The sequence below is a fragment of the Caloramator quimbayensis genome (assembly GCF_900167605.1).
GTDB lineage: Bacteria > Bacillota > Clostridia > Clostridiales > Caloramatoraceae > Caloramator_B > Caloramator_B quimbayensis.
Genome location: NZ_FUYH01000011.1, coordinates 55,117 through 81,516, shown reverse-complemented (window position 1 = coordinate 81,516; position 26,400 = coordinate 55,117). Strand labels below are relative to the sequence as shown.

At 33.5% G+C, this 26,400-nt stretch carries 29 protein-coding genes; 2 read left to right on the top strand and 27 right to left on the bottom strand.

The features are described 5' to 3' along the window. Positions 1–207: 207 nt before the first annotated feature. The 25 genes from B5D15_RS08700 to B5D15_RS08585 all read right to left on the bottom strand — a co-directional run bounded on the left by B5D15_RS08700 (position 208) and on the right by B5D15_RS08585 (position 21,421). Positions 208–3,306 carry a restriction endonuclease gene (locus tag B5D15_RS08700; RefSeq protein WP_078696725.1) on the bottom strand — a complete coding sequence of 1,033 codons (3,099 nt, stop codon included), beginning with the start codon at positions 3,304–3,306 and terminating at the stop codon, positions 208–210. Positions 3,307–3,323: 17 nt separating this feature from the next. Beyond that, positions 3,324–5,210 (bottom strand): site-specific DNA-methyltransferase, encoded by a 1,887-nt coding sequence (locus tag B5D15_RS08695; protein ID WP_078696724.1) that lies wholly within the window; start codon positions 5,208–5,210, stop codon positions 3,324–3,326. A 13-nt stretch (positions 5,211–5,223) separates the two neighbouring features. Next, complete coding sequence (locus tag B5D15_RS08690) at positions 5,224–5,946, bottom strand: DUF4391 domain-containing protein (protein WP_078696723.1); 723 nt, start codon at positions 5,944–5,946, stop codon at positions 5,224–5,226. A gap of 11 nt (positions 5,947–5,957) precedes the next feature. Further along, positions 5,958–9,125 carry a helicase-related protein gene (locus B5D15_RS08685; protein ID WP_078696722.1) on the bottom strand — a complete coding sequence of 1,056 codons (3,168 nt, stop codon included), beginning with the start codon at positions 9,123–9,125 and terminating at the stop codon, positions 5,958–5,960. A 476-nt stretch (positions 9,126–9,601) separates the two neighbouring features. Then, positions 9,602–9,904, bottom strand: coding sequence for a type II toxin-antitoxin system RelE/ParE family toxin (locus B5D15_RS08680; RefSeq protein ID WP_242948720.1), 303 nt, complete (start codon positions 9,902–9,904; stop codon positions 9,602–9,604). Then, positions 9,891–10,163, bottom strand: coding sequence for a type II toxin-antitoxin system Phd/YefM family antitoxin (locus B5D15_RS08675; protein WP_078696721.1), 273 nt, complete (start codon positions 10,161–10,163; stop codon positions 9,891–9,893). Before B5D15_RS08675 ends, B5D15_RS08680 begins: the two co-directional genes overlap by 14 nt. Positions 10,164–10,204: 41 nt before the next feature. Further along, positions 10,205–10,549: a helix-turn-helix domain-containing protein gene (locus B5D15_RS08670; RefSeq protein ID WP_078696720.1), complete on the bottom strand. Its 345-nt coding sequence runs from the start codon at positions 10,547–10,549 to the stop codon at positions 10,205–10,207. Between the two features lie 424 nt (positions 10,550–10,973). Then, positions 10,974–11,294: a hypothetical protein gene (locus tag B5D15_RS08665; protein WP_078696719.1), complete on the bottom strand. Its 321-nt coding sequence runs from the start codon at positions 11,292–11,294 to the stop codon at positions 10,974–10,976. 128 nt (positions 11,295–11,422) lie between these two features. Next, a complete protein-coding gene (locus B5D15_RS08660) occupies positions 11,423–13,075 on the bottom strand; it encodes a tape measure protein (protein WP_242948721.1) in 1,653 nt (550 codons plus the stop codon). Positions 13,076–13,372: 297 nt separating this feature from the next. After that, positions 13,373–13,717, bottom strand: coding sequence for a hypothetical protein (locus B5D15_RS08655; protein ID WP_078696717.1), 345 nt, complete (start codon positions 13,715–13,717; stop codon positions 13,373–13,375). 18 nt (positions 13,718–13,735) lie between these two features. Then, positions 13,736–14,605, bottom strand: a complete 870-nt coding sequence (locus B5D15_RS08650) for a sigma factor-like helix-turn-helix DNA-binding protein (RefSeq protein ID WP_143287258.1) — start codon at positions 14,603–14,605, stop codon at positions 13,736–13,738. Positions 14,606–14,626: 21 nt separating this feature from the next. Further along, positions 14,627–15,064 (bottom strand): sigma-70 RNA polymerase sigma factor region 4 domain-containing protein, encoded by a 438-nt coding sequence (locus B5D15_RS08645; RefSeq protein WP_078696715.1) that lies wholly within the window; start codon positions 15,062–15,064, stop codon positions 14,627–14,629. Positions 15,065–15,143: 79 nt separating this feature from the next. Next, positions 15,144–15,338 carry a hypothetical protein gene (locus tag B5D15_RS08640; RefSeq protein WP_078696714.1) on the bottom strand — a complete coding sequence of 65 codons (195 nt, stop codon included), beginning with the start codon at positions 15,336–15,338 and terminating at the stop codon, positions 15,144–15,146. A gap of 22 nt (positions 15,339–15,360) precedes the next feature. Beyond that, positions 15,361–15,675 carry a hypothetical protein gene (locus B5D15_RS08635; protein ID WP_179122237.1) on the bottom strand — a complete coding sequence of 105 codons (315 nt, stop codon included), beginning with the start codon at positions 15,673–15,675 and terminating at the stop codon, positions 15,361–15,363. Positions 15,676–15,986: 311 nt separating this feature from the next. Then, positions 15,987–16,310 carry a hypothetical protein gene (locus B5D15_RS08630; RefSeq protein ID WP_078696712.1) on the bottom strand — a complete coding sequence of 108 codons (324 nt, stop codon included), beginning with the start codon at positions 16,308–16,310 and terminating at the stop codon, positions 15,987–15,989. Then, a complete protein-coding gene (locus B5D15_RS08625; protein WP_078696711.1) occupies positions 16,303–16,668 on the bottom strand; it encodes a hypothetical protein in 366 nt (121 codons plus the stop codon). The genes B5D15_RS08630 and B5D15_RS08625 overlap by 8 nt, the downstream gene beginning before the upstream one ends. 54 nt (positions 16,669–16,722) lie before the next feature. Next, positions 16,723–16,887: a hypothetical protein gene (locus tag B5D15_RS15430; protein WP_179122236.1), complete on the bottom strand. Its 165-nt coding sequence runs from the start codon at positions 16,885–16,887 to the stop codon at positions 16,723–16,725. Positions 16,888–17,010: 123 nt separating this feature from the next. Beyond that, positions 17,011–17,259, bottom strand: coding sequence for a Mor transcription activator family protein (locus B5D15_RS08620; protein WP_078696710.1), 249 nt, complete (start codon positions 17,257–17,259; stop codon positions 17,011–17,013). Between the two features lie 106 nt (positions 17,260–17,365). Next, a complete protein-coding gene (locus tag B5D15_RS08615; RefSeq protein WP_143287256.1) occupies positions 17,366–17,629 on the bottom strand; it encodes a hypothetical protein in 264 nt (87 codons plus the stop codon). A 19-nt stretch (positions 17,630–17,648) separates the two neighbouring features. Then, on the bottom strand, positions 17,649–17,858 hold the full coding sequence (locus tag B5D15_RS08610) for a hypothetical protein (RefSeq protein WP_078696708.1): 210 nt from the start codon (positions 17,856–17,858) through the stop codon (positions 17,649–17,651). Positions 17,859–17,862: 4 nt separating this feature from the next. Then, complete coding sequence (locus B5D15_RS08605) at positions 17,863–18,177, bottom strand: hypothetical protein (RefSeq protein ID WP_078696707.1); 315 nt, start codon at positions 18,175–18,177, stop codon at positions 17,863–17,865. A gap of 20 nt (positions 18,178–18,197) precedes the next feature. Beyond that, positions 18,198–18,434: a hypothetical protein gene (locus B5D15_RS08600; protein WP_179122235.1), complete on the bottom strand. Its 237-nt coding sequence runs from the start codon at positions 18,432–18,434 to the stop codon at positions 18,198–18,200. A 5-nt stretch (positions 18,435–18,439) separates the two neighbouring features. Further along, on the bottom strand, positions 18,440–20,905 hold the full coding sequence (locus tag B5D15_RS08595) for a DEAD/DEAH box helicase family protein (RefSeq protein WP_078696705.1): 2,466 nt from the start codon (positions 20,903–20,905) through the stop codon (positions 18,440–18,442). 36 nt (positions 20,906–20,941) lie between these two features. Further along, positions 20,942–21,136 carry a helix-turn-helix transcriptional regulator gene (locus B5D15_RS08590; RefSeq protein WP_078696704.1) on the bottom strand — a complete coding sequence of 65 codons (195 nt, stop codon included), beginning with the start codon at positions 21,134–21,136 and terminating at the stop codon, positions 20,942–20,944. Positions 21,137–21,214: 78 nt separating this feature from the next. Further along, on the bottom strand, positions 21,215–21,421 hold the full coding sequence (locus B5D15_RS08585) for a helix-turn-helix domain-containing protein (RefSeq protein ID WP_078696703.1): 207 nt from the start codon (positions 21,419–21,421) through the stop codon (positions 21,215–21,217). A 124-nt stretch (positions 21,422–21,545) separates the two neighbouring features. On the opposite strand from B5D15_RS08585, the gene B5D15_RS08580 reads away from it, so the two are divergent. After that, on the top strand, positions 21,546–22,055 hold the full coding sequence (locus B5D15_RS08580) for a helix-turn-helix domain-containing protein (protein ID WP_179122234.1): 510 nt from the start codon (positions 21,546–21,548) through the stop codon (positions 22,053–22,055). A 162-nt stretch (positions 22,056–22,217) separates the two neighbouring features. Continuing rightward, entirely contained in the window at positions 22,218–23,306 is a 1,089-nt protein-coding gene (locus B5D15_RS08575; protein WP_078696701.1) for a site-specific integrase, read from the top strand. Between the two features lie 81 nt (positions 23,307–23,387). Here the strand turns inward: B5D15_RS08575 and guaA are convergent, their stop codons facing one another. Both guaA and guaB read right to left on the bottom strand, forming a co-directional pair. Beyond that, on the bottom strand, positions 23,388–24,920 hold the full coding sequence (gene guaA / locus B5D15_RS08570) for a glutamine-hydrolyzing GMP synthase (RefSeq protein ID WP_078696700.1): 1,533 nt from the start codon (positions 24,918–24,920) through the stop codon (positions 23,388–23,390). Between the two features lie 6 nt (positions 24,921–24,926). Then, positions 24,927–26,381, bottom strand: a complete 1,455-nt coding sequence (gene guaB, locus B5D15_RS08565) for an IMP dehydrogenase (RefSeq protein WP_078696699.1) — start codon at positions 26,379–26,381, stop codon at positions 24,927–24,929. Positions 26,382–26,400 lie beyond the last annotated feature (19 nt).

Below are 26,400 nucleotides of genomic sequence, written 5' to 3'. Positions count from 1 at the left end.
TTAAATTATTCTATTTATTTTACATTATTCCTTCTATTTTAAATTTAAAACATAAAAATTCATATTGCCTCAATTTATAATCAAAACTTTTCAATATATTGTTATATATAAATTAGGTCTTAGATATCTATCAATTCTTCTTATATTTAATATGACTTATTTTAACTCAGCATAAACATTTGAATCAATATTTCCTTATTATCATCATTAATTTTTCAGAATTTGATTTCTCCTTAATATATCCTTCTTCACCAGCTCTTTAAACTTATTATAACCGTTAACCCAATCAAAGGTAATATCTTCTGAAACCTTGGCAAAATGCTTCTTTGCACAATTGATTTTAGCATCTTCAACCTGAGTCAGGTCCTTCTTTTCCTTATCACACTTTGTTTCGACTATAAAGTAAAGTTTAGCTGTTGCATCATCTACCTTATGGATAATAGCCCAGTCTGGTGAATAATTTCCATAAGGAGTATCAATTACAATGCCACCCTTTTTAAGCTTAGTAAATAGCAGTACCTCAGGATCTTCATCGAGACTCTTTGCAAATTCATATTCTCCATCACTATCAACTCTTATATACTTATGTAGTACATTTTTATATGGAGCATTTGTTTTATATGCCCTTTTATTGTCTACCATACTTCTTTCAATCTCTTCCACAGAAAATATAGAACTTTCCTCAAAGAGATATCCATCTATAACTTCATAGTCAATATTTTTAGCCTTAAACTCTGTTAATTTATCCAATATAGCCTTCATAACCTCATCAAGAACTGCTTGTTTTTGGAGGAATTTTTTGTTTTTCAAACCTGAAATAATCCTAAACAAAGCCTTCCTTGGGAGCATAGTATGATGCATTAGATAATTAGTGATTTCAAAATCACTCTTAGTAATTTCTATATCTTCATCACCAAGAGCAAGGCTTACCTTTGCTGGATCATCAAACTTAAACTTCCTAAATTCATCATAATCTCCCTTACCTGTTGCTACTTCAAATTCTCTTTTAAGTGCCTTGTAGCTTAATTTCTCATTCAAATCATCAATACATTCTTTAATAAACTGTTCGTTATCAATTTTAACCTGATACATAGTTCTCTTTACTATACGATTTTTAAGTTCTATCCATAGTTTTTGGAACTCTGATTCAGTAACAAAACTATGGTATCCATTAACGACAGCTTCTTCATCTCCATTTTTGATTTCAATTCTGTGACTTCCCTTGTTTTGCATATTATCTATAAATCTTTCTTTGATTTTAATTTCAAAGGTTTTTAATGTAGGATTCTTAAATTCATAATATAATATATCCGCTGCATTTTTAGTAAGTTCATTGTTCTTTGGATTAATAATTTTAGCTTCCGTTAATTCTGCCTTAAAAGCTTCAACAGTTTCTGCTACTATGAATTCCTTAGGCATACCTGCTTCCTCGAGAGTTCTGTATACTATATCATAGGTTACTTCTTCCTTCTTAAAGCCTGCTTCACTGCTAAAATCATTTTGAAGTGCCTGTGCAAAATGATCATAGTAATCATTAGCTATAACGGTTAAAACATTAACATCCTCATCAAAGCATCTGTTGCCATGTATATCAACAGGCAATCTAAGTCCACGTCCTATCTCCTGCTTCTTTGCTATTTCTGAACTTCCCTTTTTTAATGTACAAAGCTGAAATACATTAGGATTGTCCCATCCTTCTCTAAGGGCTGAATGGGAGAATATAAATGCAAGTGGTTCATCAAAGGATATAAGTTCATCCTTTTTATCCAGTATGAGCTGAATTCCCCTTTCTATATCTTCCTGAGCCTTTTTATTCATCTCAATTTCATCCTTAGACCAGTCAAAACCATCAACTTCTGTCTCATTATTTTTCTTATCGCGGGCAAAATATCCTTCTCTTACCTTTTGCACATTTTTGTACTCTATAAAAAGTTCTGGATACTTTCTAAAGACTTCATTGTATCTTGGATCAAGGATAATCTTTGCATATTCTTCATCGAATATTTTAGCATAGAGCCCTCTGCCATCTGCTGCTTCACTGTCTCTAAAGTTCTTTACAGCATCTATAAAAAAGAGCGAAATAACCTTTATCTTATAACCTTTTTCAAGTATTTTTAACTGCTTTTCAAGATGTTTTTGTATTGTGAGCCTTATTTGAATTCTAATCAAATCAAGCTCGTCCACATTATAATTGTTCTCTCCTTCCTTGAGGACGAGAACATCATCGCCTAAACCGATTTTAAGGCCATTTATTTTATGTGGATCTTCTAATACAACCATATTTTTATACTGAGGAAGTCCCCCTGATAATTCAAATAAAGATGCGTTTTTTAACACATTAAAGGTCTTAAATCTTACACTTCCACCAGGCTCACTATAGAATATTTCTATCTTTGCCTTTAAATCTTTAGTAAACTCTACATATCTAATGTAATTATAGTCTTTACTTATATTGCTATATATAGTTTTAACTTCTATTTTTTTAACCAAATCCTGTTTATAAGCCTCATAAGAGTCAAGCTTATATATTTGATTATAAAGTTTTTTATGTGTGGCTGAATATCTTAATATAAACAGAGGATTCAGCTCCTCAATTGCACTTAAAGATGCACTCTTTTTCCTGCCGCTGCCCTCAAGTCTTTGTGGTTCATCTATAATAACAATAGGATTTACATACTTTATTAAATCCCAAAGCACCCTGCCTGTTTCATCTTCTTTTCTTATTTTATTTGTATCCTTATTGAAGGATTGGATATTCATTATAGCTATTCTTAAATCCCTTGCTTCAACAAAATCCGTAAGCTTTCCTATGTTATCTGAATCATATACAAAGGCATGTTTTGATATATCAAGACCATGATAAAGTGTCTTAATATGCTCCTTTAGCATCTCTATACTTTTTTCAACACCTTTTCTAATAGCAACAGTAGGTACAACAATTATAAACTTCATAAAGTTATAGGCTTCATAAAGCTCTAAAATAGAACGAAGATATACATATGTCTTTCCTGTACCAGTTTCCATCTCTACAGTAAAGTTATATCCTGTATCAAAGGCATTACTTGGAAAGAGCATATTATTATTCTGCACTTTTCTCATATTATTCAGTATTATACTTGGTCCAATATCAAGCCTGTTTCTTACTGGGTCCTTCTCAACAAAACTTTTTATATGGCGTGTTGCCCCCCTGTATATTACATCTCCAAGCTCCCTGTCCTGACCTTTGAAAAGATCAACAACAGCATTTATGGCTCTACGCTGATATTCCAAGCTTTCATCAAAATTAAAAACTATTTTTTGTGACACATTTATCCCCCCTATGCCTAAATAAACTCTACTCTGTAGGACTGTTCTTTTCCTTGATTATGCTTTTTAAGCTGTGCATCAAGGCGGTTCATTGTATTAAGCTTCAGGGAGATATCATCCTCAAAGGCACTGTCTCGGAATATTACTTTAATAGGCTTTGGCTCTATGGCTGCAATTCCATCAACTATTTTGTCTGTTACCTTTTCTTCTAAACATACAACTATTGCATCAGCAAAAATGTAAGTTCTTTCTCCTATATTTGAGAGCTTTTCTATCTTTGAGGTTAGAGGGAAATCCCTGTGGCGGAGCATTATTTCGTAGACTACGTCAATATCAGTAAAGTTAGGATTAAAGTCTAATGCATCCTTTGAAAGTCCCTTTATATACAAATCTTCAGCTTCTTTAAATGAATTATTATTCCATCGGATATTTGTATCTGCTACTTTGAAAACTTTAAATCCAATATCAAGATTTTCTATTCCTTCTTTGTCTTTAAATTCCTCTTTTATTTTTTCACCGGCACGACGGATACGTTCTTTTCCAATTTCACAAATATTTTTATATCCAGCTTTGTAGGCTTCTGATTTTTCATCACAAGGTTCTGGAAGTTGTACCATTATAAATTTACGATTTCCTCCATCCTCGGCATTAAGCTGCATAACCGCATGTGCTGTTGTGGCGGAGCCTGAGAAAAAATCGAGAATAATAGAATTTTTATCATTTGAGCAAACATGAAATATTAGTTTATTAATCAAAGCAACAGGCTTTACTGTCTCAAATCCATGTTCACCAATTATCGCTTTTAATTCTGCTTTTGCGGTTTCTGCTGTGCCAATTTCTTTTGATATAAACGACCAAAATGGTTCCATTTTATCTTCTTCGTCAAATTCTCTAATACGAAAATAAGCCTTTTCATTTTTAATTAATAAATCGCCTCGTTCTCTAAATTTTTCAATTGTTTCAATACCATATTTCCATTGGTTTCCCTCTTTAGGATATACTCCATCAATAGAAAATATCATAGTATTTCTACCCCTGATCCCACTCGCAGACATTTCTCCTATCTGTTCTAATCTATATCTCTTTCCATTCTCATCAACTTCTGGATATATTCTATGTTCAGTTAATTTTAGAGCAAATTCATATCTTAAAGATGACTTTTTATACACGAAAATATATTCTTGTTTATTCTGTAATTGGTATTTAGCAGTCTTGGTATTTTGACATTTTGTTTTACTTTCCCAATCAATAATTCCTAAACAATTTGTAGAACCAAATATTTCATCACATACTTTTTTCAAATTGTCAATTTCTTGATTTGCTATACTTATAAATATAATTCCATCATCACTTAGTATATCTTTAGCTAATTTAAGCCTTGGATACATCATATTTAGCCAATTTGAGTGAAATCTTCCACTTCCTGCTTGATTTTTAATCAATCTATTTCCTTCTTCATCTATATTGCCCTCATTTTTATCGTTCTCCATAGCACTAACCGAATAATCGTCCCTGTACACAAAATCATTCCCTGTGTTATATGGCGGATCAATATAAATCATCTTAATCTTCCCATAGTAGCTATTTCTGAGTAGCTTTAATACCTCAAGATTATCTCCCTCAATGTATAAATTCTCTGTTGTTTCTGGATTCTTGCTGTCCTCTGGGACATATTTTAATGTTCTGCCAACTATATCTGTATTTGCAAGCTGTTTTGCTTGTGTTTTTCCTGGCCATGTAAGTTCATACTTTTCTTTGCCCACTTCTTCAAACTGCCCAAGCTCCTGCTTTAAGGCTTCAAAATCAACTTGTCCATCCTTTACTATCTCCGGAAACAGACTTTCAAGCTTTTTTAAATTTTCATTTATTGGATTGAATATCTCCATACTTACTTTATTCTCCATACTTATCCTCCTGTCACTCTGTTAGTTTATTTATTTTTTCAAGAGTATTCTTGATTTTTATATTAATCTGCGCCTTATCTGACGCAGTATTAGCAATGCTTATTTCTCTCTCAAAGCCTTCAATTTCTCTTAAAAGTCCTGTCAATGATTTCATAGTATCAAAATCATAGAATATGTTTGATGATAAAATGCCTTTGTATCCGGAAAAATATGCCCTGTTACTGATTAATTTGGCTTTGCAAAACATTTCATAATAAAAGAAAAGCTTATTGACCTTGTTTTTAACTTCATCAAAATCTAAGTATTTTGATATTAGTTCTTTAGTTTCATTCTGCAGAAAAATTGATGATGCAGGTGTAAATATAGTTTCATCTATAACTATCTGGGTATTATCAAGTTTATTAAGCCTTTTATAGGCAAAACAATAGCTCTCTGTCCCCTTAAAGTCAAAGAATCTTATTACAACTAATGGTTTTACAACTCTTTGAATAATTTCTCCTATAGTTTTTGCACATTTTAAATCCTTAACTTCAACCTCAAAAAACATTATAGCCTGACAATTATGTTCATCATCAATAAATGATGCAATATCTTCTCCTGTAATTTGATATTTTAATTCTATTTTAAATACATTATCTTTAAAATATTTCTTCTCCTTTGGAGTAAGCTGAGAGGTTGTAAACATCTTTATATCAAACTTTTTATTAACCTCATAGGCTGATGGAATATTAAACATTTTTATGCCTCCTACTCTACAACGAGGAAGGATACTAATTCAAAATCGTCACTGCTTACATTTTCAAAGCTGTTTTCATATCCTCCAAAGTCAAAAATACTCTGCTGTGCCCTTTTATCCTCTTCTCCCAATATTTGTGATATTGCTTTATTAAGTAGTTTTGAATAAAAGCTCATATCTGCTGCATTTTTTGTTCTCTTATTAAATTTTTGAATAAGTAATCTATCCGGCTCTGCCTTACCATAGGCAAGTTTTCTAAACTCCTTTAGTGTTTCCCTGGCACTGCTATTTCCAAAATAGATTTCTCCATCCTCTGATACATACATAAGATAATATGGATACAATGAACTTTCACTCTTAGGCTTTGCTTCATCTTTTAAATGCTTAAAACAGAAGATACATCCTTTTTTCCCTCCCTGAGCTACAGAATAAACACCCCTTGGCACCCTTTTTATGTCAGGGTTTTGCCTTACAAATCCAGCAAGTTCATAAAGATAATCATTCATATTTAAGTCAGTAAGGGATATATTGTCATTTAAATCTTCTATATCTACAACCTCATTTTTAAGTCTTTCAAGCTGTTTCTTTCTAAAGATAAAATCATTCATTTCAGGTGAAAGTATATCCTCATCCCCTGTTGATGAAAGGTTTGCTGCCATCATTTTACCTTTAACCCGACTCTCCAGCTGTAAATACTCATTAAGCTCCATATTAGGGAAGAAGTTTATCATAGCTATCTTATCATTTTTGCTTCCTATTCTATCAATTCTTCCAAACCTTTGAATTAAGACAACGGGATTCCATTGTATATCATAGTTAATTACACAGTCTGCATCCTGAAGGTTCTGTCCTTCAGAAATACAATCCGTTGCTACAAGCACATCAATTTGCATTTCCTTTGGAAGTTCTTCACCAAGTTTGGACTTTGGTGAAAAATGTTTTAGAACTGTATTAAATTCCTTTTTTATTCCGCTTAATGTTGTTTTAGGCTCTCCTGAGCCTGTTATACATGCCGTATTAATTCCATGTTTTTTTAGCTCATCTGCTATTGATGCATAAATATAGTTTGCTGTGTCTGCAAAGGCTGTAAATATTAATATCTTCCGATTTTTAGGATTTACAGGAGTAGTTATAATTTTATTAACTATAACGTCCTCAAGAGTTTTTAATTTTTCATCCCTATTATTTTCAAGTATTTCATTAACCTCTTTCATAATATTTTTCAGTATCTCTTTATCGTAGAGCAAATCTTCAAGGAAGTTTTGACTCATCAAATGCTTAACATTTATCTCATATTTATAGTCAAGTGTAACTTCATCTTCTTCATCTATATCATCTACTTCAAGATTCAAATTCTCTTCTGAATCATTAGTTATCACATAAATATAATTATCTATTCTCTCCATAAGCCTTCTTATAGTTTCTCCAAAGGAATAAACAGAACTTTCAAGGCGCTTAAATAAATTGAAGCGGTGTAATGTAGCAGTTATAAGCTCTCTCTGTTCATGATAAAATATTACCCTATCTCCATATACTGTTTGGTATTTTTTCCTATAATACTCCTTATATTGAGGTTTAATATATGACATAGGTGAATATACTGCAAGCTTTAATCTCTCAAGAACTTCATTAGTTTCTTTAAACTTTAAAAGCTTGCCTTTACTATCAATTTCTGGATTATATGTCTTTGGGGGAAGCTTGTCTGGAAACTTTCCTACATTATCATTGCCATAATATTGTGTTATATGCTTTCTGCTTCTTGATATTGTAATCATTTCAAGAAGTTTAAAAAATTCAGATGGCAGCCTGTCAAGCAGAACATTCTTGCTCCTGCTGCTCTCTTTCATCCACTCATTTATCTCTCTTTGAGCCTTTCTTAAAACTCCATCAATACTTGGAATACCATCCTCCTTAAAAGCTTTATCATCATCAATATTTATAACACTTAACTGATTTTTTAAATCTGTGAGTGAATTGTTAACAGGAGTTGCTGACAGCATTAAAACCTTGGTTTTAACACCTTTCTTTATTATTTCGTTAATTAATCTTCCGTACCTTGTCATCTTTTCAGGGTTTTCATTCCTGTTTCTAAAGTTGTGGGATTCATCAATAACCAAAAGATCATAATTCCCCCAATTTATACGTGATAGGTCAAGGCCACTGCGTGTTCTTCCACCCTTTCTGGATAAATCAGTATGGCATACTATATCAAAAGCAAATCTATCCCTATCAAACCTGTTATCTACATAAGAATTTCTAAATGATTCCCAGTTATCATAAAGCTTTGCAGGAGTCAGCACCAATACCCTATGCTGTCTTAATTCATAGTATTTTATAACAGCAAGAGCCTCAAAGGTTTTACCAAGCCCTACACTGTCTGCTATTATGCACCCATTATATTTTTCAATCTTTCTAATAGCAGAAACAACCGCATCCTTTTGGAACTTAAAAAGACTCTTCCAAATTTCAGTATCTTTAAAACCTATGCGGTCATTTTCAAACTTTTCAACATCTGAATCAAGATTATCCCCAAAGAGTTCATATAACGTAAAGAAGTAAATAAACTCAGGACCATATTCCTTATATATAAAGTTCAAACTTTCAAGAAGCTGTTTTTTAAAGTCCTCTGTATATTCTTTACTGTTCCATAAAAGTTCAAAGTTCTTTGATAGCTGTTGAACCTGCTCCTTATCTGTTAGCTCCACATTAAAATTAATAGTTTTAAATAAGCCTGTCAGTGCTTTTTTTGTAATTTCTAAAGAAGAATCTCCAAACACTGCATAGTCATTATCAATAAGCATTAAATTGCTCTTTACAACGGCTTTGTTTCTTACCCTTTTTACATTTACATGTTTTTCTATAAATTCATGCATATTTCTTGCCTTATTTAAGTGATTTAACTTATTCTTTTCAATAATATCATAGGAATTAAAGAGCATATCATTGACTGTACGGCTTATCTCAAATTCCCTTGATACCTCTCGTCCTGAAGGAATATAATAAGAATCTCTTATTATAAGATTAATATCCTTTACTTTACTCATATTTTCCTTTAACTCTGAAAAGACCGAAAGAGTTAGTTTGTCATTAATAATATTTACTCGGCTTCCTTTCTTATTTGAAAGCACATTGTTCACCTTATTAATAAGCTGTTCATTTGAATTAATAATGCCGCTCACAGTCAATACCCCCATTTATTTACTACACCCATGTAATTATATATTTAATCATAATTTATACGCTTGTACTTATATATACAATATTATTTTATTCGTTTTGACGACAGCATTCAATATTCTACATTATTATTTTCTAATTAATGTAAAATTCTACAACATTATAAAGCTTTCGGGCAGCTTTGGAGGACGGTTATGTGAAAAAGTTTTCTCCATCCTTGGTGCCTGACACCGGAAATGGAGAAAACGAATAAAAAAACTTCCACCCAGCTGACGTTTGTCACTTGTCAACTGGGTGGCACTTTTTTATTCCCACTCTGTGATTATGTCTTTTTCAATAATTTCACCTATTGATTTTACTGCATTTCAAGCCATTATTTTTTCTATTTTCAATGAAAAAAACAGGCTTCAGAAATTTTGCGTATCATTTTCGTATCACTTTTTCATTCATTTTTATATTTTCTGTGGTGTCAGATATATCATTTTATAATCTTTGTTAAATCCATTCTTGAATTGATAATTCGGTGAATCTCAATTGTATCTTCTAACACGACATAAAATATCAAGTATTTATCAACTACCATCTTTCGGTATCGAAAGCCCATCACATCTACTGGATATTCCTCATACATAAATGGGAATTCTTTTAAAGCATTAATTTTTTCTATAATTCTATCATATTGTTTTAAAGCTGTGCTTGGGTAAAATTTGGACAAATAATCTATCATATCTCCCAAATCAACCTTTGCAGCAGGAAGCATTTTAATCTTATATTTTTTCAATGAGTTTCTCCCTCATTTCTTTTGAAACCTCATCAAAATCATATCTTACATCTGTTGATTTTGCTTCCAATGCAGCTTCTTTTAATTTTTCATAAATCAAAATATCCAGCTTAAACTTTTCATAAGCTTCCATACTCATTACAACCATATCACCATAACCATTTTTGGTCAAGAATACCGGTTCGGCAGTTTCATGGACCACCCTTGAAATATCAGCAAAATTATTTCTCAAATCTGAAACTGGTCTGATATGTGGCATATTTTTCACCCCTTAATTAGTTTAGCATCATTTTATCATAATTATGCTAAACTATCAATAGTATTCTGTTCAATCGGCTTTATGTTAGATGGGTCTGTCAAATCATATCCTTGATATTTTTCCAAAAATTCCAACAATGCAATTCTTCTTACCTTCATACTCCCAAGTTTTAAACCTGGAAGCAAACCTGTTTTAATTAACTGATATACATAATTTGTGTTGCATTTTATAAGTTCAGCAACTTCACTGACTGTATATAAAATATCCTGTGATTCAGCATTATAAACAACTGTTACATTTTGCTGCTTTTCACCCAATAGGTTATGTCTTTTTAATTCGTTAATGATTGATTCCGCAATCTGCTTTTCATCAATTTTTATTTCCATAAGCTTCAAATTCCTTTCTATTCGCTTTTAAAGGGTAAAGGCAATATAATTCTACCCTCAAGAAAAAACAAGCCCTTAAAAGCCAAATACAAGCTTATAAGGGCTTGTTATGTATAACTCGTCCAAAAACATGGCAACTCCTATAATATTATTATAGGAGTTGCCATGTTTTTGGACGAGTTTTGTATTGTGTCTGCTTTTAATTTCTTATACTTATTTACAGTGTCATGAGAAACACCTGCAAGTTTTACAATTTCTTTTTTGGTATCTACATTTGTCAGATTTCTGACAAACGGTATTTTGCTTTAAACTTGATAATTGATTCTCTTTTGCTTGTGCTTTTATCAAAGGTTCAAGTAATAATGCTAATTCAATTTTTACAGCATTGGTTAAATTACGTCTGCCATTAAATGAGGGGGTGCTTTTAATAAACAATACCTTCTAAATCATAAGTTGGTATCTTCCCAATATCCCCAATAGCTTCAATTGTTGGGATTGAACCATCATCAAAGAAAACTGATTCAAGAACACTGTAAGCCGCCAACAAACTATTTTCAGGCGGGTAATATGTTCCACCAATTGCTGGTGCTTCTTTAAGTAGTTGATTAAATTTATTTTGTATGGTTTCATCATATTCACCATCAATTTCAATAATCGGCAAACCATCTTCAAGAAATACTTCAACTTCTCTTTTAACACCAAGATATTTTCCTTTAGCAATTATTTTGGGTATTGGTTGTAACATACCTTATCACCGTTCCTTTGAAAATTAACTTTCAAAATATATTATAACACATTTGATATTCCCCAATAAACAAAAAAAAGCCCAAGGAATAGCCTTTATTTTGGCTATCCCTTGGGTACTTATCATTATTATAGATGCACACCTTCAGCGGCAACCTGCATTGCTTCATATAACCCATTTGCAAGGTAATCAATTATGCCATCAAGGTCAGTATCTTTGCTTACATTGTTGGTTATGCCACCCATTTCAACCTTGATTTCAGCAGTTGTAAAGCGGTTTATTACTTCCTGTTCAGCAATATCACGAAGATATTCAAGGCTTTCTTCACTCATTTCCATAGAATTAGCCATTTTTGATGTATTGGCTGCTGTATCAGCTAAATTTTTCATTGCTTCAGCATTATTAAACATAGATGAAAAGTCATTATCTTGCGCTGCTTTGGCTGCATTTGCCGCTTGTGCTGCACTTATTTCAGCTTGTCTTTTAGCGGCTGCTTCCCATGCATCTGACTTCATCCTTTCAAGTGCTGCATCCCTTGCAGCCATACCAGCTTCAAGTTGATTTCTGTAATTCTGAAGGTCAGCTTCCCTTGCTCTTTTGGCTGCATCATTTTCCATCTGTGCAGTTGTTCCAAAGGTTACTTCCTGGATTGCACTAATGGATACCCCTGGAATCTTATTCAGCAGGTTAATGAAATTATTGATGATTCCAATTGCACTATTAACCATATTTTGAAGGATAGTCAGCACACCTGCTTTCATATCACCCATGAAATTCTGAATTCCAACACTTGCAGTCATGATTCCAAGCTTTAGTTTATCCCATAAATCAAGAACCCAATAAACACCTGTGAAGAATCCGATTTTCACCCAATCCCAGGCTGTCAGGATTCCATTCATGGCAATCTTCCAGGCTATTTCAAGCCCACCAACTGACTGAACCCATTTATAAATCATTCCGATTAAAACACCAATGGCAACTGCAATCCATAAAACAGGATTGGAAAGCATTGTTGTTATTAAAGCCCTATTTGCAGCAACAGAAAGCCATGTCGCAGCAGTTTGAATTCCTGTAATTGTAGCATAAGCACCAACAGCAGCAGTAAGCCCCCAAAATATTGGTTCAAGGGTTGACCAGTTGTCATATATCCATTGCGCCCCTCTGCCAATACCCTGAAGCACTGGTTCAAAGGTCTGAAGTAAGGTATTTCCAACAACTGTTCCAATCTGTCCAATAGTCATTGGCATTTCAGCAAACTTGGCATTTGTTTCATCAGCAGAAGCAAACATTGCATTTTTAATAATATCAGCAGTAATCAAGCCTTCAGCGGACATATCTTTTAATTCACCAACAGATTTTCCCATATATTCAGCAATAGATTGTGCAAGAAGCGGCGCATTTTCCATAATGCTTCTGAATTCATCACCTTGTAATTTACCTGCCGCCATTGCCTGTGTAAGCTGGTACATTGCCGCTGTCTGTTCCTGAATACTTGCCCCACCAATAGCAAAGTTCTTGTTCATTAGTTCGGTAAATGCAACTATTTCTGCATTGCTTGAAAAGGCATCCTTTGCCATAATTCCAAGTTTGGAAATGGCGGCAGCAGTGTCCATATATGAAGTTCTTGAAGCATTTGCTGATTTTAGTATCATATTCTGTAGTTCTTCTGTGGTTTGAAGTCCATCATTCATTAAGTCAAGCCTTGCATTTGTAGAAGTCATGGAATCTGTCAATTCAATAATCTTTTTAGCACCAAAGGCAGCACCAATTGACATTGCCACACTTTTCAATTTACCCAACAATCCATCAGCAGCCCCTTGACCATTCCGCACATCATTATTAAATTGCTGTTGTGCCTGGTTTGCTTCTCTTATTTGTTGTTCAATCTCGTTAAAAGCCAATTCTGCCCTGTTTAATTCTGCCCTTGCTGCTTGAATACTTGCAGTATCAACCGCATTATGAGAAGCATTTTGAAGTGCTTCAAAGCTTGATATTGTCATATTCAAAGCATTGGTTATACTTCTTAATCCTGGTGTCATACCATCATGAATCTGAATAGCTGTTCTTATTGTTGCCATTTATTTTTCACCCCTTTCCTTTTTTCTTCTTTCAGCTTCTACCTGAAGCATTGCAGCATATACTGTTTGCCAATCTGTTTTATTTTTCAAAGCTTGTGCTGCTTTGATTTCCTTGTTTAATTGCTTGTCCTTTTTCTTCATCAACTTTGGAAGCCATTCTTTAAAAATCTTATACCCTGGATAATCCTTGTTAAGAATAAGCAATCCATCATTGGTTACCCGCCCAAATTCTTCATAGGCTGGTATTTCTGAATCAGGTTTATAATCAATTTCCGATATGAAGGGAAGGAAGCTGAACTTTACCGCCCACAAATGTTTATTGATTACTTCAATATTTTGATTCATCCTGTTTTCACCGCCTTTCTAAGAGCATTGTTTAAGAATTTTATACAGTAAATCATCAACTATTTCCATTTTTTCAAGAATTTTATCAGGTGAAGTAAATTCATTTATTTTGTCCCTCTCATGTTCCAGTGAACTTAACACTTTCCACTGATATTTTTTCATCAATGCTTTACCTGCTTCACTATTTCTTATTTTTTTAATTGCACCGAATTCAATTTGCTGAACATACTGGTGTGATACATTGAACTTTTTACCTATTTGTTCAATTGATTGTGGTTTCCCCTCTAATCCATAATGCAAAATAAGAACTTCCCTGCCAGTAATACTATTTTTCAGCTTAAAGGTTAAATAATTGACATCCATAATACTAAAATCTTCACCATTGAATTCTGTTTCTTTACCAAATACTGAATCAAGCACTTCATATAGGTCTTGCCTTAGTATTTCATTGTCAATTTCTTCATCAACTTCTAAAAAAGGCTGTTCTGAACTTTCATCTGCAAGTAGTTCTTCAAGGTTTCTGTCATCATCTTCTGACACAACCTCATTAATACTATGCATTTTTATCCAGTCACTCGTTGAATCACTTTTTTTAACCCTGGAAATATTACAATTCAAGAACCTAAGCATTCCATATTTCATTGCTTCGCCTGCATATTTAGAAAATTTAACAGGTTCTTCAGTATCAAATCTATATTTTTCAACTGCTTTTATAAAAGCAATCCAGCCTTCTTGTTCCAGGTCATCAAAGTCAATCAATGCCTTACTTGCAACACCACAATATTTGTAGACAAAATACTTGACCAGCCCTGTATTTTTCTTTATCAGTTCATCCAAAGCTGAATGATTGCCTTCTTGATATGCTTTTACAAGTTCTTCATTAGTCAAGTAATTCACCCCTTTCAGCGCCTATCTAAACATAGCCATGATGCTAAGTTCAGGATATAAAATAATTGATAACTTCAGCAAAGCTTTTTTCTTATTCCTTGTAACTGTTGTAACATCAATATTTAAAGCATCTGCTATTTCATTTCTTGTCTTATCTTCAATATAGGAATTATAAAAAATGGTAAAACACCTTTCTCCAACCATTTCATAAAGCTTTTTAAAAGCTTCATTCATGCCCTTAACAAATATCGCTGCTTCACGTTTCTTATTAGCTGTTACTGAAGCATCATTCAACATAATTAAGCTTTGCTTGAACCATATAATGTCACTGAGAATGGATGAAATAACTTGTCCCTCATATTCATTAAGTAAATTTGCTTTTCTTAATTCATTTAAAAAATTTTCTCCTGCTTGCTTTACTATCTGCTTGAATTCAAATAAATCCAATGTTTCCACCAATAACAACCACCCCCTGAAAACAAATAGCTGCACCAATGCTGAAGGGAAGTCCACCACCAGTACAGCTTTGAACATGGCATTATTCTTCTTTTGGTGTTGGATTTATGGCATTGGAATGTCCATCCTGCATTACTGTTCCAACATGTTCAACTTTTCTTAAATAATCATAACCATCATCAGTTGGGTTAAGTCCATCAGGTGTTGGCGAACCAATTCTTACCCCAACCTGAAAGCCATTTACCGTTTTATTTACTGCATCATCCTGGTATTTCATATCAAATTACACCCCTTTCCTTTTAAGATTCAACGGTATCTGCCAGTTTTTCAATATTGCTAACACTATCCATAAACATGGCAAGTTTAACACCGCTATTTAAGCTGGTATCTTTTGAATTAAATAAATTATCAACTGTCTTTTCTGCAATTTCAAAGCTATTCACCAACATCATTAGATTATTGGTTTTGCCAAAGGTTTTATCAAAGCGATTAAACATATCAGGTTGAACCATATTTCCAACAACTGACTGAAATAACTTCATGGTTTCAAAGTCATTTTGGAAAGGTTTAAGGATATTATAAGCTTGGTCATCATTCAACTTGCTGCCAGCCAATTCAAGAAACTTTAAAGCATTGGCAACTTGAAGTTGATAATCAGCAGGCTTTGCTTCAGGTTCACCAATAATGGCTGCTTTTTCTTCTGCAATAATCTGTTTCAGCTTTTCATTGAAAACTTTATCATTTGCAATAGCTTCATTCTGAAGAACGTTAATAGCTTCTGCTTTATAAGTATCCGAATAAACAGTATTTGATTTTTGCTGTTATGTTCTTAATGATTGTTTGGTAAGTATCAACCAGGGTTTTAACTTTGTTTCCAATTTCTGTTTTCATGTTTTTTCCACCTTTCTTTTTTGAACATTAATTTTCAAAACTGCTTTGCAATTTCCAAGGGGTCATTATAAGCCAGGTCTTTGAGAACCTCCACCAATGGTGCTTCACCATAAAATATATTGCAATCAGGGTTTTGAGAAAAATATTCTTCCTTTGTGTTAATAACTTTTTCAACATACTTTAAAGTGCAATTGATGCCATGTGAATTAGTACTGTTATAATGTTCAACTACTTCATACCTACCATCAGGAAGTTTTCCGATAAAGGCTATATAAGGCTTGTTGTTTGGGATTTTAACATCCATTTCATCAAGCTTTTTATTTATCTGCTTTTTTAGTGTCACTTTCTTTTTAATCATTTCTACCAAGCCTTCTTTCCAGTTCAGCAAGCCTTTGAATAATATTTTCATCTTCAAACATGGTCACACCCATTTCTAAAATAGTTCTTGCTGCACTCACTCTGGAAGAATCAGTTGCACCATCATCATTCATTACCTTCCGCAATACTTCCAATGATTCAAGTGTATAGCCTTGTGCCTTTTGCATGGCATCATTGAAAATTTCGTTTTTAACCGCTTTCAAAACATCCTGAAATGCTTCAGTTTTCCTTAACCTATAAAGTGTTGCTTCTGAAATTCCTGACTTTTCAGCAGCTTCCTTTAAGGTTGAACAAGTCAGAAGGTTTACTGCAACCTTTTCTTTATTCAACTTTGCCATGTTTACCACCACCTTTTTTCTAAAATTCGTTCATTCCAAGTCATTTTCTGTCAATTAATATGCAAGCTGCAATTTCTTTGCCCAATATCGTTGGTTATATTCCTTCACCTTTTCAGGATGTTCAGCCCGCCATTGTCTTTGATAAGCATTAATTGATTCCTTGTTTTCTGCTCTATACTTTTTAAGGTATTCCTTGCGATTATTAACCTTTGCATCCATGAATTTCACCCCCTAAAGCATACTTTGCCCTAAGATAATTTTACCAAAATGTGATATCATTTTCACTATTAGAACACTATATTTAGTATGTTAGTACAAAATTAGACACTATATGTAGTGTTTTTAAAGATTTTCTATGATTTTATAAATTGTTGATTTTTTTAGTTGATATTTCTTCATTAGTTCAGGAACATTCATTCCTCTATAAAAATCTTCAATAATTTGTCTGTTTCGCTGCTGTTTATTATAATGTTCTGCATTATTAGGCAGCCTGAATATTGCACCAGGCATTTTTTCAATAACTTCAAAGAACAATTTCTTACCAATAATTTCTTCCAAAGTTTCAAGATTTGTAACATTCGTATTGGGCATTAATCACACCATCCTTCCAATATTGAAAATATTGGCTTCACATGATAAGATTAAGTTGCGAATTTAATATGTACCATGTGAAGCCATTGTGTAATTCTTAGGGATATTATGCAGTGGCTTCAGCCTTTACAGCATTAGTAATAGCTTCTAAAGCTGCAATCATTCCTGCTCTGAATCCAGCTTCAAAACCTGCTTCTTGGTTAAGTGCTTCTAATTCGGCAGTTTTCATATAAATTTCATTAAAGACTTCATCAGGTAACCAATCTTCCAATTGCTTGTCCACTTCAGAATTAAGCTTCTTAATTTCTGGAAGTTCAGCATCTTCAAACCAGTCTGCATAAGCTTCTTTCCAATTTAATTTTTTTAACATTTTACATTCCCCTTTCATCTTATAAGTAAAATTCAACTTCATCCTTCAGCTTGATGGTTTCCCAACCCAGGTACTTCCTTAAAATGTTCATGGCATCAATTAAGGCTTTTACTTCATCATAAAAAGGATTGTCGGAAAACTTCTTATATTCCCCTGTCTTTTGTTCTTCCAAGAAGCAATCCAGTAAGGCTTCATAATGTGGTCTAATTGCATCTAATACATGGTCCATAAAATCACACCCTTTCTTTAATTTGTTTTCTTGAATAATTTATTGCATTTGCTATATCGTCAATAAAATTTATTCTAAAGTCATTTCCTATTTGTTCCATGAACTTATTTATTATCAAAGCCATTGCACTGAATTGAATAAAATTAATACCAGTCTTATCTGGTGGTAATGGATATGTTATTTCAATTTCTTCACCATCAGCAACTATCACTACTTTTACCAAATCAGGGTCTAACACATCCTTCCCTTCTACACGCCAATGAATGTCTGTAATTTTTTTAATCCTTCTAACCTTCTTCAAAAATTCTTTACCTGTCATAGTTTTCATCATCCTTTCAATTATTTGTTAAACCATTTACTTACAAGATTTTTTATATCTTCCGCTGAAGCAGTAATTATGAACTTCTTGTTCTTTTCATCATAATCACTTACTTTATTTAGTTCAGTTGTCAATTCTTCAAGCCATTTCACACAATCTTGCAAGTGCTGATAATCTTCATAGGTTGTTGTAACTGTTGCTTGATGTAATTGTTTTACAGTTGTTTCTCCTAATTCTATAAATTGCATTTTCATCATCCTTTCTACATAATATTTTCAATAATGGCATCTTCCAAAGGCAGCTTTGCCACCAAATGAACTTTATTATTGTTCCTTAATATTCTTGCTCTACCAACACATTGTTCCAATTCACTGTTTATCATGTATAGCTGAACCTGTCTTACAACTGGATGCTTAAAAGTGTAAAGATGAAATCTAAAACCGTTATATTCAACAACCTGGTTTTCCGTTTCCAAATCTCTTGTTTCAACCGTATCATCAAGCATTTTAGCAAATAGTAAATACTGTATCTCTTGGGTTCGGTATGTACCAATAACTGCAATATCTTGCCCTTCCAAGAAATTTAAACCTTCTGTACTTCCAAAAGTAGCAACTACATTGAAGCCATTTTTTAAAAGTTGATTTTCAAATTTCTTAAAAGTTATTATAGGCATGTTATCTTTTGGTAAAATATTTTGTATCCTTTTATAGTTCTGAATCAAATCGCCTTCCTGTAATGCGTGTCTTGACGAAGGTAAGTCAATATATTGATGTAATTGTCCTCTTTGTTCAATTCTGGGAATCTCTATAAAATCAACTTTCATAGGTTTAACCATCCATCTTGAAATAACATCATCAATAGTAGCCGATAAAATAATAATTTTCTTACATTTTGGAAGGCTATGTTTTATAACAAAGGTAACTCTGCTATCTTCTACATAACACAACCTTGATTTTAATACCATGTAAACATTGAAGTTTATATTATCATCAATTTTATCCATGATATTTTTAACCTGTTTTCGATTTAATGGATGTAATTGTATTAATCCTTTTTTATCAGATATACAATTTAGCCAATCATCAAGCGCAGAATCATTTGCAAGATTTTTAAGACTAATCAAGTCATTCACATCAACGTCTACTGTTTCTATTGACTTTGACAAAATATCTTCATCAATAACCAGTACATCATTTGTTATTCTGCTTTTTAAAAATGCTCTTTTATGAGTAATAATTACTCTGTCAAGCCATCCACGATTAAAATTGTCTGTTAATCGAACATATTCCATAATTTCAGGATTCTTGGAGTTGTTCAAAATATGTTTACATTCAATGTAATTGCCAACTATCAAATATTTATTGTATTGCTCCTGCTCTTGGGGTTCTAATTTTGAAATATCCAATTCGGGAATGACTTCAAAATCTAAATTATATTGTTCTATCTTCTGAAACAACTCATCCTTTAATTTATGTGTTGGTACTGCCAAGCAAACAGACAACTTTTTATTTTCTTTCAAATAATCTAATATTGCAGTAGTTTTCCCAAGTCCAGTTTGTGCTTTTATAATCGTAAAGCTACTATTGTTTGTAAAAGCAGTTTCTATTGCCTGTTTTAACTGCTTTTCACCTTCTTCCAAAGAAATAGTTTCATTAAATCTTACCTGTTGCACATATCCACGTTTTAGTGGTTGACATTGTGACAAAGTATTAAATTTACAGTTACTTTTGTATGGACAAGGTAACATATCACATCTTCTGAAAAAAGGTTTTGCACTTTTGATAGCATTTTCAAGGTTTCTAATTTGAGCATTGTTATAAGAATGTGGATGTAATTCTATCGCTTTATCAATTAACTGCCTTAATCTTTTAATGCTGCCTTTTTTACCCTTTAAAGAAGATGCAAAGAAAAATAATTCAGGTTCTGTTATCCAATGTTCGCCAGTGTTTGATTTTCGCCATAACTCACAATTATCATTGAGGAAATCCCAATCATAATTTTCATTGTTTAAAATTGGTTCTTCCTCTATTACATTCACAGGGCAAAAATCATAGGTGTATAACTCGTCCAATTTTCCGTTCTGACCTATAATATTATTATAGGAGTTGCCATGTTTTTGGACGAGTTTTGAAGGTATTTTTTTCAAATACAACCTTCTTTTAAGGTTTCTTGAAAAGTTACCATTGGTACTTCCATCCTTTATTTTCTGACAAGCTTTTAAAATAACATCATGAGGACTAATAAAATGGGAGAGATTATAACCATATTCTCCCTTAGTTGACCCTTGGTATATTTGAGTAACATTTTTTATCTGGTCAGCATCAGGAAATAATTCATTGATTGCAAGTCTTAAAGTCTTGGCAAGCCTGAAATCCTCAATTACTTCATCTAAATGAAAAATCATTCTGAATCTTGGATGTTCTTCTGTATGGGAAAATGTGTAATAAATTAGCATTGGAAGTAAGTTGTATTCTTCGCACTGCTTTAAGACTTCATCAACTGTTGTTCCACTATCAAAATCAAGAGTTAATAACTCTTGACTTATAAAATCTGCTTGCTTTGTTCCGCAAGTAGCACAATCTTTATAAGCATACCCCTTATGTGATATGACATATAAAAGCTGTTCAATATGCTTTGTATTCAATAATCCCATATTTAAAACTCTGTACTTGTATTCTGTACTATCAGGTTTATGGTCAATTGGTAATCTGTCAAATGTTAATTTCAAGCACTATCACCTGCCTTTTCAAAGTTGATTTTCATATTACAAAGCCACTTTTTCATAAAAATAGCGGGAACTTACCTTGCCAGCCACAGTAATTTTTCCTTGCTGTTTAAGTTCATCATTTAGTTTCTTTACAATGCGGTAACCAGTTGTTAAAGAAACACCAAGCATTTCTGCAACTTCAGAAGCAGTTATAAATTTAGGTTCTTGCTTGATAACTTGATTGTTTGTCATAGTTAACACCATCCTTTCTTTATTCTTCATTGAAAAATAATTCCTGAACTGTGCAATTTAAAGAATCAGCAAGTTTTTTCATACTTCTTCGTTTTCTATGTCTTTGAAATAATCGAGGGGAACTTTCAAAGCATCACAAATTTTAAAATATTCTTCTGCTGATATACCACGATTTCCGTTTAGCATTGCATTACAAGTGCTTGCAGTCATCCCAAGCTTGTTTTTTAAAAATGATTGCTTAATCCCTCTTTCTCTCATAAATAATTTAATCTTTTCATTAAGCATTCGTTTCACCTTCCTTTTTTACTACGATATTTTCGTTGTAATTTAATATTATCACGATATTTTCGTGTTGTCAATACAAAAATATGAGATTTTCGTATTTTTGTATTGCAATTATGAATTTATTGTGATAGTATTGAAACATGGTAAAAAAAAAGAAGGTGGTGAAGTAATGGGAAAAATAAAAGAAAATATTTCATCCAATATAACTAAACATAGAAAAAATATGGGACTTTCTCAAAAAGATTTGGCTGATAGACTTGGAACAAAACCATCTACTGTTTCAAGTTGGGAACAATCCGTTAGTACACCAAATGCCGAAATGCTTTTTGAAATATGCAGAATTTTTAATATTACTGTGGATGAAATATATGGTGTAAATGAAGATGAAACGGAATATAAACTTATGAAAGCCATTCAACATTTAGAAGATGCTGGTTTCTATATAGAACAAGATGAAAAAGATATTGAACGTAATGAATATCAAATATGTCATCCTGACTTTGGAACTGTTACCGTAATGCAACAACATGATTTAATTAATTTAGTTGATAAGATATTGCAAGACAGTATTGAATACCAAGAACGATACATTATAGAAAGGATTAGAACAGAGTTTTTACCAAAAAATAAATAAAAAAATCGCCTGGTGCTGCTAACACCAAACGATTTTTCATAGATACTCTATAACCCTTTAAGGGATTGATATAGTACCGCTCCATAGCAAGTATTATATCATGAACCCTTAGAGTTATAAAGGGTTTATTTTTTATACTCTTTTTTAGGAAGGAATGATATAATGCCTGTTTACAAAGATGAAAAACGTGGTACTTGGTACTGCAAATTCAATTACAAGGATTGGACTGGTGCAAATAAACAGAAAATGCAACGTGGTTTTAAAACTCAAAAGGAAGCCAAGGCTTTTGAAAGGGAATTTCTAAATAAAGCCCATGCTTCTTGTGACATGACATTTGGCAGCTTGGTTGAACTGTATATGGAAGATTGCCAAAGCAGATTGAAACCAACCACATTGGAAAACAAAAAGTATGTGATTGATTTAAAGGTATTACCATTTTTTAAGGATATGCCGATTAACACCATTACCCCAACAACCGTTAGAAAATGGCAGAATGAATTGATTTCCCATGAAAATAATTATAGTCAAACATATCTGAAAACAGTAAATAACCAGCTTTCAGCCATCTTCAATTTTGCAATGAAATATTACAAGCTTCCTTCAAATCCTGCCAGGATATGTGGAAGCATGGGTAAGAAAAATGCTGATTCAATGAAGTTTTGGACTGTCGAAGAATTCAATAAATTTATTGCTGCTGTGGAAGATAAGCCAGTTTCAAAGGTTGCGTTTGAACTGCTGTTTTGGACTGGTATGCGGTCAGGTGAATTATTAGCATTAACATTAAATGATTTTGACTTTGAAGCCCTAACAGTTAGTATAAATAAAAACTATGCAAGGATGGGTGACCAGGATTTAATACTTGAACCCAAGACACCCAAAAGCAAAAGGGTTGTTACCATTCCGCCTTTCTTGGGTACACTGGTTCAGGAATACGCATCCAAGCTTTACTATTATGAACCTCTTGAAAGGCTATTCCAGGTAACAAAATATTACCTTCATCATGAAATGGATAGAGGTTGTAAGAAGTCAAAAGTAAAGAAGATTAGAATTCATGACTTGCGACATTCCCACGCATCATTATTGATTGAAATGGGGTTTTCACCGTTACTTATATCGGAAAGGCTTGGGCATGAAAATATTGAAACAACCCTTCAAACTTATTCCCACCTTTATCCGAACAAGCAAAGTGAAGTTGCTGACAAGCTACAAAAGTTAGTACAAAAAGATATAAATGATACTATTGAAAAATAGGAAATGTATCATTTGCGTATCACTATTAAAATTAAAATCCTCTAAACCCTGTAATATCAAGGTTTAGAGGATTTTTTCTTACTATTCCCACTCGATTGTTGCTGGTGGTTTGCTTGTAATATCGTAAACTACTCTGTTTATGCCTTTTACTTCATTTACAATTCTCGATGATATTTTTGATAGTACATCATAGGGTATCCTGTACCAGTCGGAGGTCATTCCATCTACGCTCTCAACTGCCCTTATCGCTATTGTATGGGAGTAGGTTCTCTCATCCCCCATAACTCCAACACTTCTTATGTCGGGAAGTACTGTGAAATACTGCCATATTGATTTGTCAAGGCCTGCCTTTTTAACCTCATCCCTTAATATGAAATCCGTCTCTCTTACTAAATGGAGTTTTTCCTCAGTAATTTCACCAAGAACCCTTATCGCAAGGCCTGGTCCTGGGAAGGGCTGACGCGACACTATATCCTCTGGTATTCCAAGCTTTCTTCCAACTTCCCTGACCTCATCTTTAAAAAGCTCTCTTAAAGGCTCTATAAGCTTAAAGTTAAGATCTTCAGGAAGTCCCCCAACGTTGTGGTGGCTCTTTATAGTTGCCGATGTCCCTGTTCCGCTTTCAACAACATCTGGGTAAATCGTTCCCTGAACTAAAAACTCTATTCCTAAAAGCTTTCCTGCTTCCTCTTCAAATACCCTAATAAACTCTTCACCAATAATCTTTCTCTTGCTTTCAGGATCTTTAACACCTGATAGCTTCCCTAAAAATCTCTTTGAAGCATCAACCATAATAAGATCCATGTCGAACTTTTCTTTAAAGGTGCTGTATACTTCCTCCGCCTCATTTTTTCTTAAAAGTCCATGGTCAACGAATATACAGGTAAGCTGCTTTCCAATTGCCCTGTGAACAAGAACCGCTGCAACGGAAGAGTCAACACCTCCGGAGATAGCGCATATAACCCTTTTATCTCCAACGATATTTTTAATCTCTTTAACCTTATCCTCAATAAAGGATGTCATGCTCCAACTTCCATCTAACCCGCAGACATTATATAAAAAGTTTTTAATCATATCAAATCCATACTGAGAATGTTTAACCTCTGGGTGGAATTGAAGACCATATATTTTTTTATCTTCATTTTCCATAGCAGCGACTTTGCAGTTATCGCTTCCTGCTGTAATTTTAAAACCCTCTGGAAGTTCTATAATCTGATCCGTATGGCTCATCCAGCAGATGCTCTCCTCTTTTAAACCCTTAAATACTAAAGATGATGTATCAAAATTAACCTCAGTATTTCCATATTCCCTTATATCCGTTCCTGCAACCTTTCCTCCTAAGGTATAGGCTATAAGCTGAGCACCATAGCATATACCAAGAATAGGTATATTGAGCTCAAAAATTTTCTTATCTATTCTTGGAGCCCCATCCTCATAAACGCTGTTTGGTCCTCCTGTAAATATTATTCCCTTAGGATTTTTTGAAACTATTTCATCTATTGTGGTAGTATAGGGAACTATCTCACAGTAAACAGAGCACTCCCTAACCCTTCTTGCAATAAGCTGATTATACTGCCCACCGAAATCTATAACAAGAACTAAATCCTGATTCATATTATTTTATCCCTCCGTAGTGTAGTTTGGAGCCTCTTTAGTTATCTGTATGTCATGGGGATGGCTCTCCCTAAGTCCTGCTGAAGTCTGGACTACAAACTGTGACTTTTCCCAAAGCTCGTAAATAGTTTTTGAGCCGCAGTATCCCATACCTGATCTTATTCCGCCAATTAGCTGATATAAAGTATCCGCAACAGCACCCTTGTAGGCTACTCTTCCTTCAACACCTTCTGGTACAAGCTTTTTATTATCCTCTTGGAAGTATCTGTCCTTGCTTCCTTTTTGCATTGCAGCAATTGAGCCCATTCCTCTGTATACTTTAAACTTTCTTCCCTGATATATCTCCTCATCTCCAGGGCTTTCCTCACATCCTGCAAGCATGGAACCCATCATAACAACCGATGCACCTGCCGCAAGGGCCTTTATAATATCCCCAGAATACTTTATTCCACCATCTGCAATAATTGGAACGCCATGCTCTATTGCCTTTTCAGCACAGTCCATAACAGCAGTTAACTGAGGTACTCCAACACCTGCAACAACCCTCGTAGTACATATAGAACCTGGTCCTATACCAACCTTAACGCAGTCTGCTCCTGCTCTTATTAAATCAGCTGTTGCCTCTGCCGTTGCAACATTTCCTCCTATAACCTGAAGATCTGGGTATTTTGATTTTATTGTATATATAGCATCGAGAACTCCCCTCGAGTGTCCATGGGCAGTATCTACAACAACAACATCAACTCCTGCATCTTTAAGGGCAGTTACCCTGTCCATCATATCCTTAGTAACTCCAACAGCAGCCCCTGCTAAAAGTCTTCCCTTTTTATCCTTTGCAGAATTAGGGAATCTAACTGCCTTTTCAATGTCCTTTATAGTAATAAGCCCTTTTAAATTGTAGTTTTCATCAACTAAAGGAAGCTTTTCAACCTTATGCTTTCTTAAAATCTGTTCGGCCTCCTCTAATGTCGTTCCAACTGATGCAGTAATAAGGTTATCCTTTGTCATAACCTCTTTAATCTTTCTTGAAAAATCCTTCTCAAATCTTATATCCCTGTTTGTAATAATTCCAACAAGCTTTGTGCCTTCAACTATAGGAACTCCTGAAATTCTGTACTTACCCATAAGGAAGTCTGCATCCTTTAAAGTATGCTCAGGAGTTAAATGGAAAGGATCTGTAATAACGCCGTGTTCAGAGCGCTTTACCTTATCCACCTCAACAGCCTGCTCTTCTATGGACATATTTTTATGAATAATTCCGATTCCGCCTTCTCTTGCCATGGCAATTGCCATTTTAGCCTCGGTTACTGTATCCATTCCCGCACTCATAAGTGGTATGTTAAGCTTTATAGTCTTTGTAAGATATGTCGAAACATCAACATCCTTTGGAAGAACGTCAGATTTTTGTGGAACTAAAAGCACATCATCAAAGGTATATGCTTGTTTTAAAATTTTACCCATAGCAACCTCCATTCTCTTA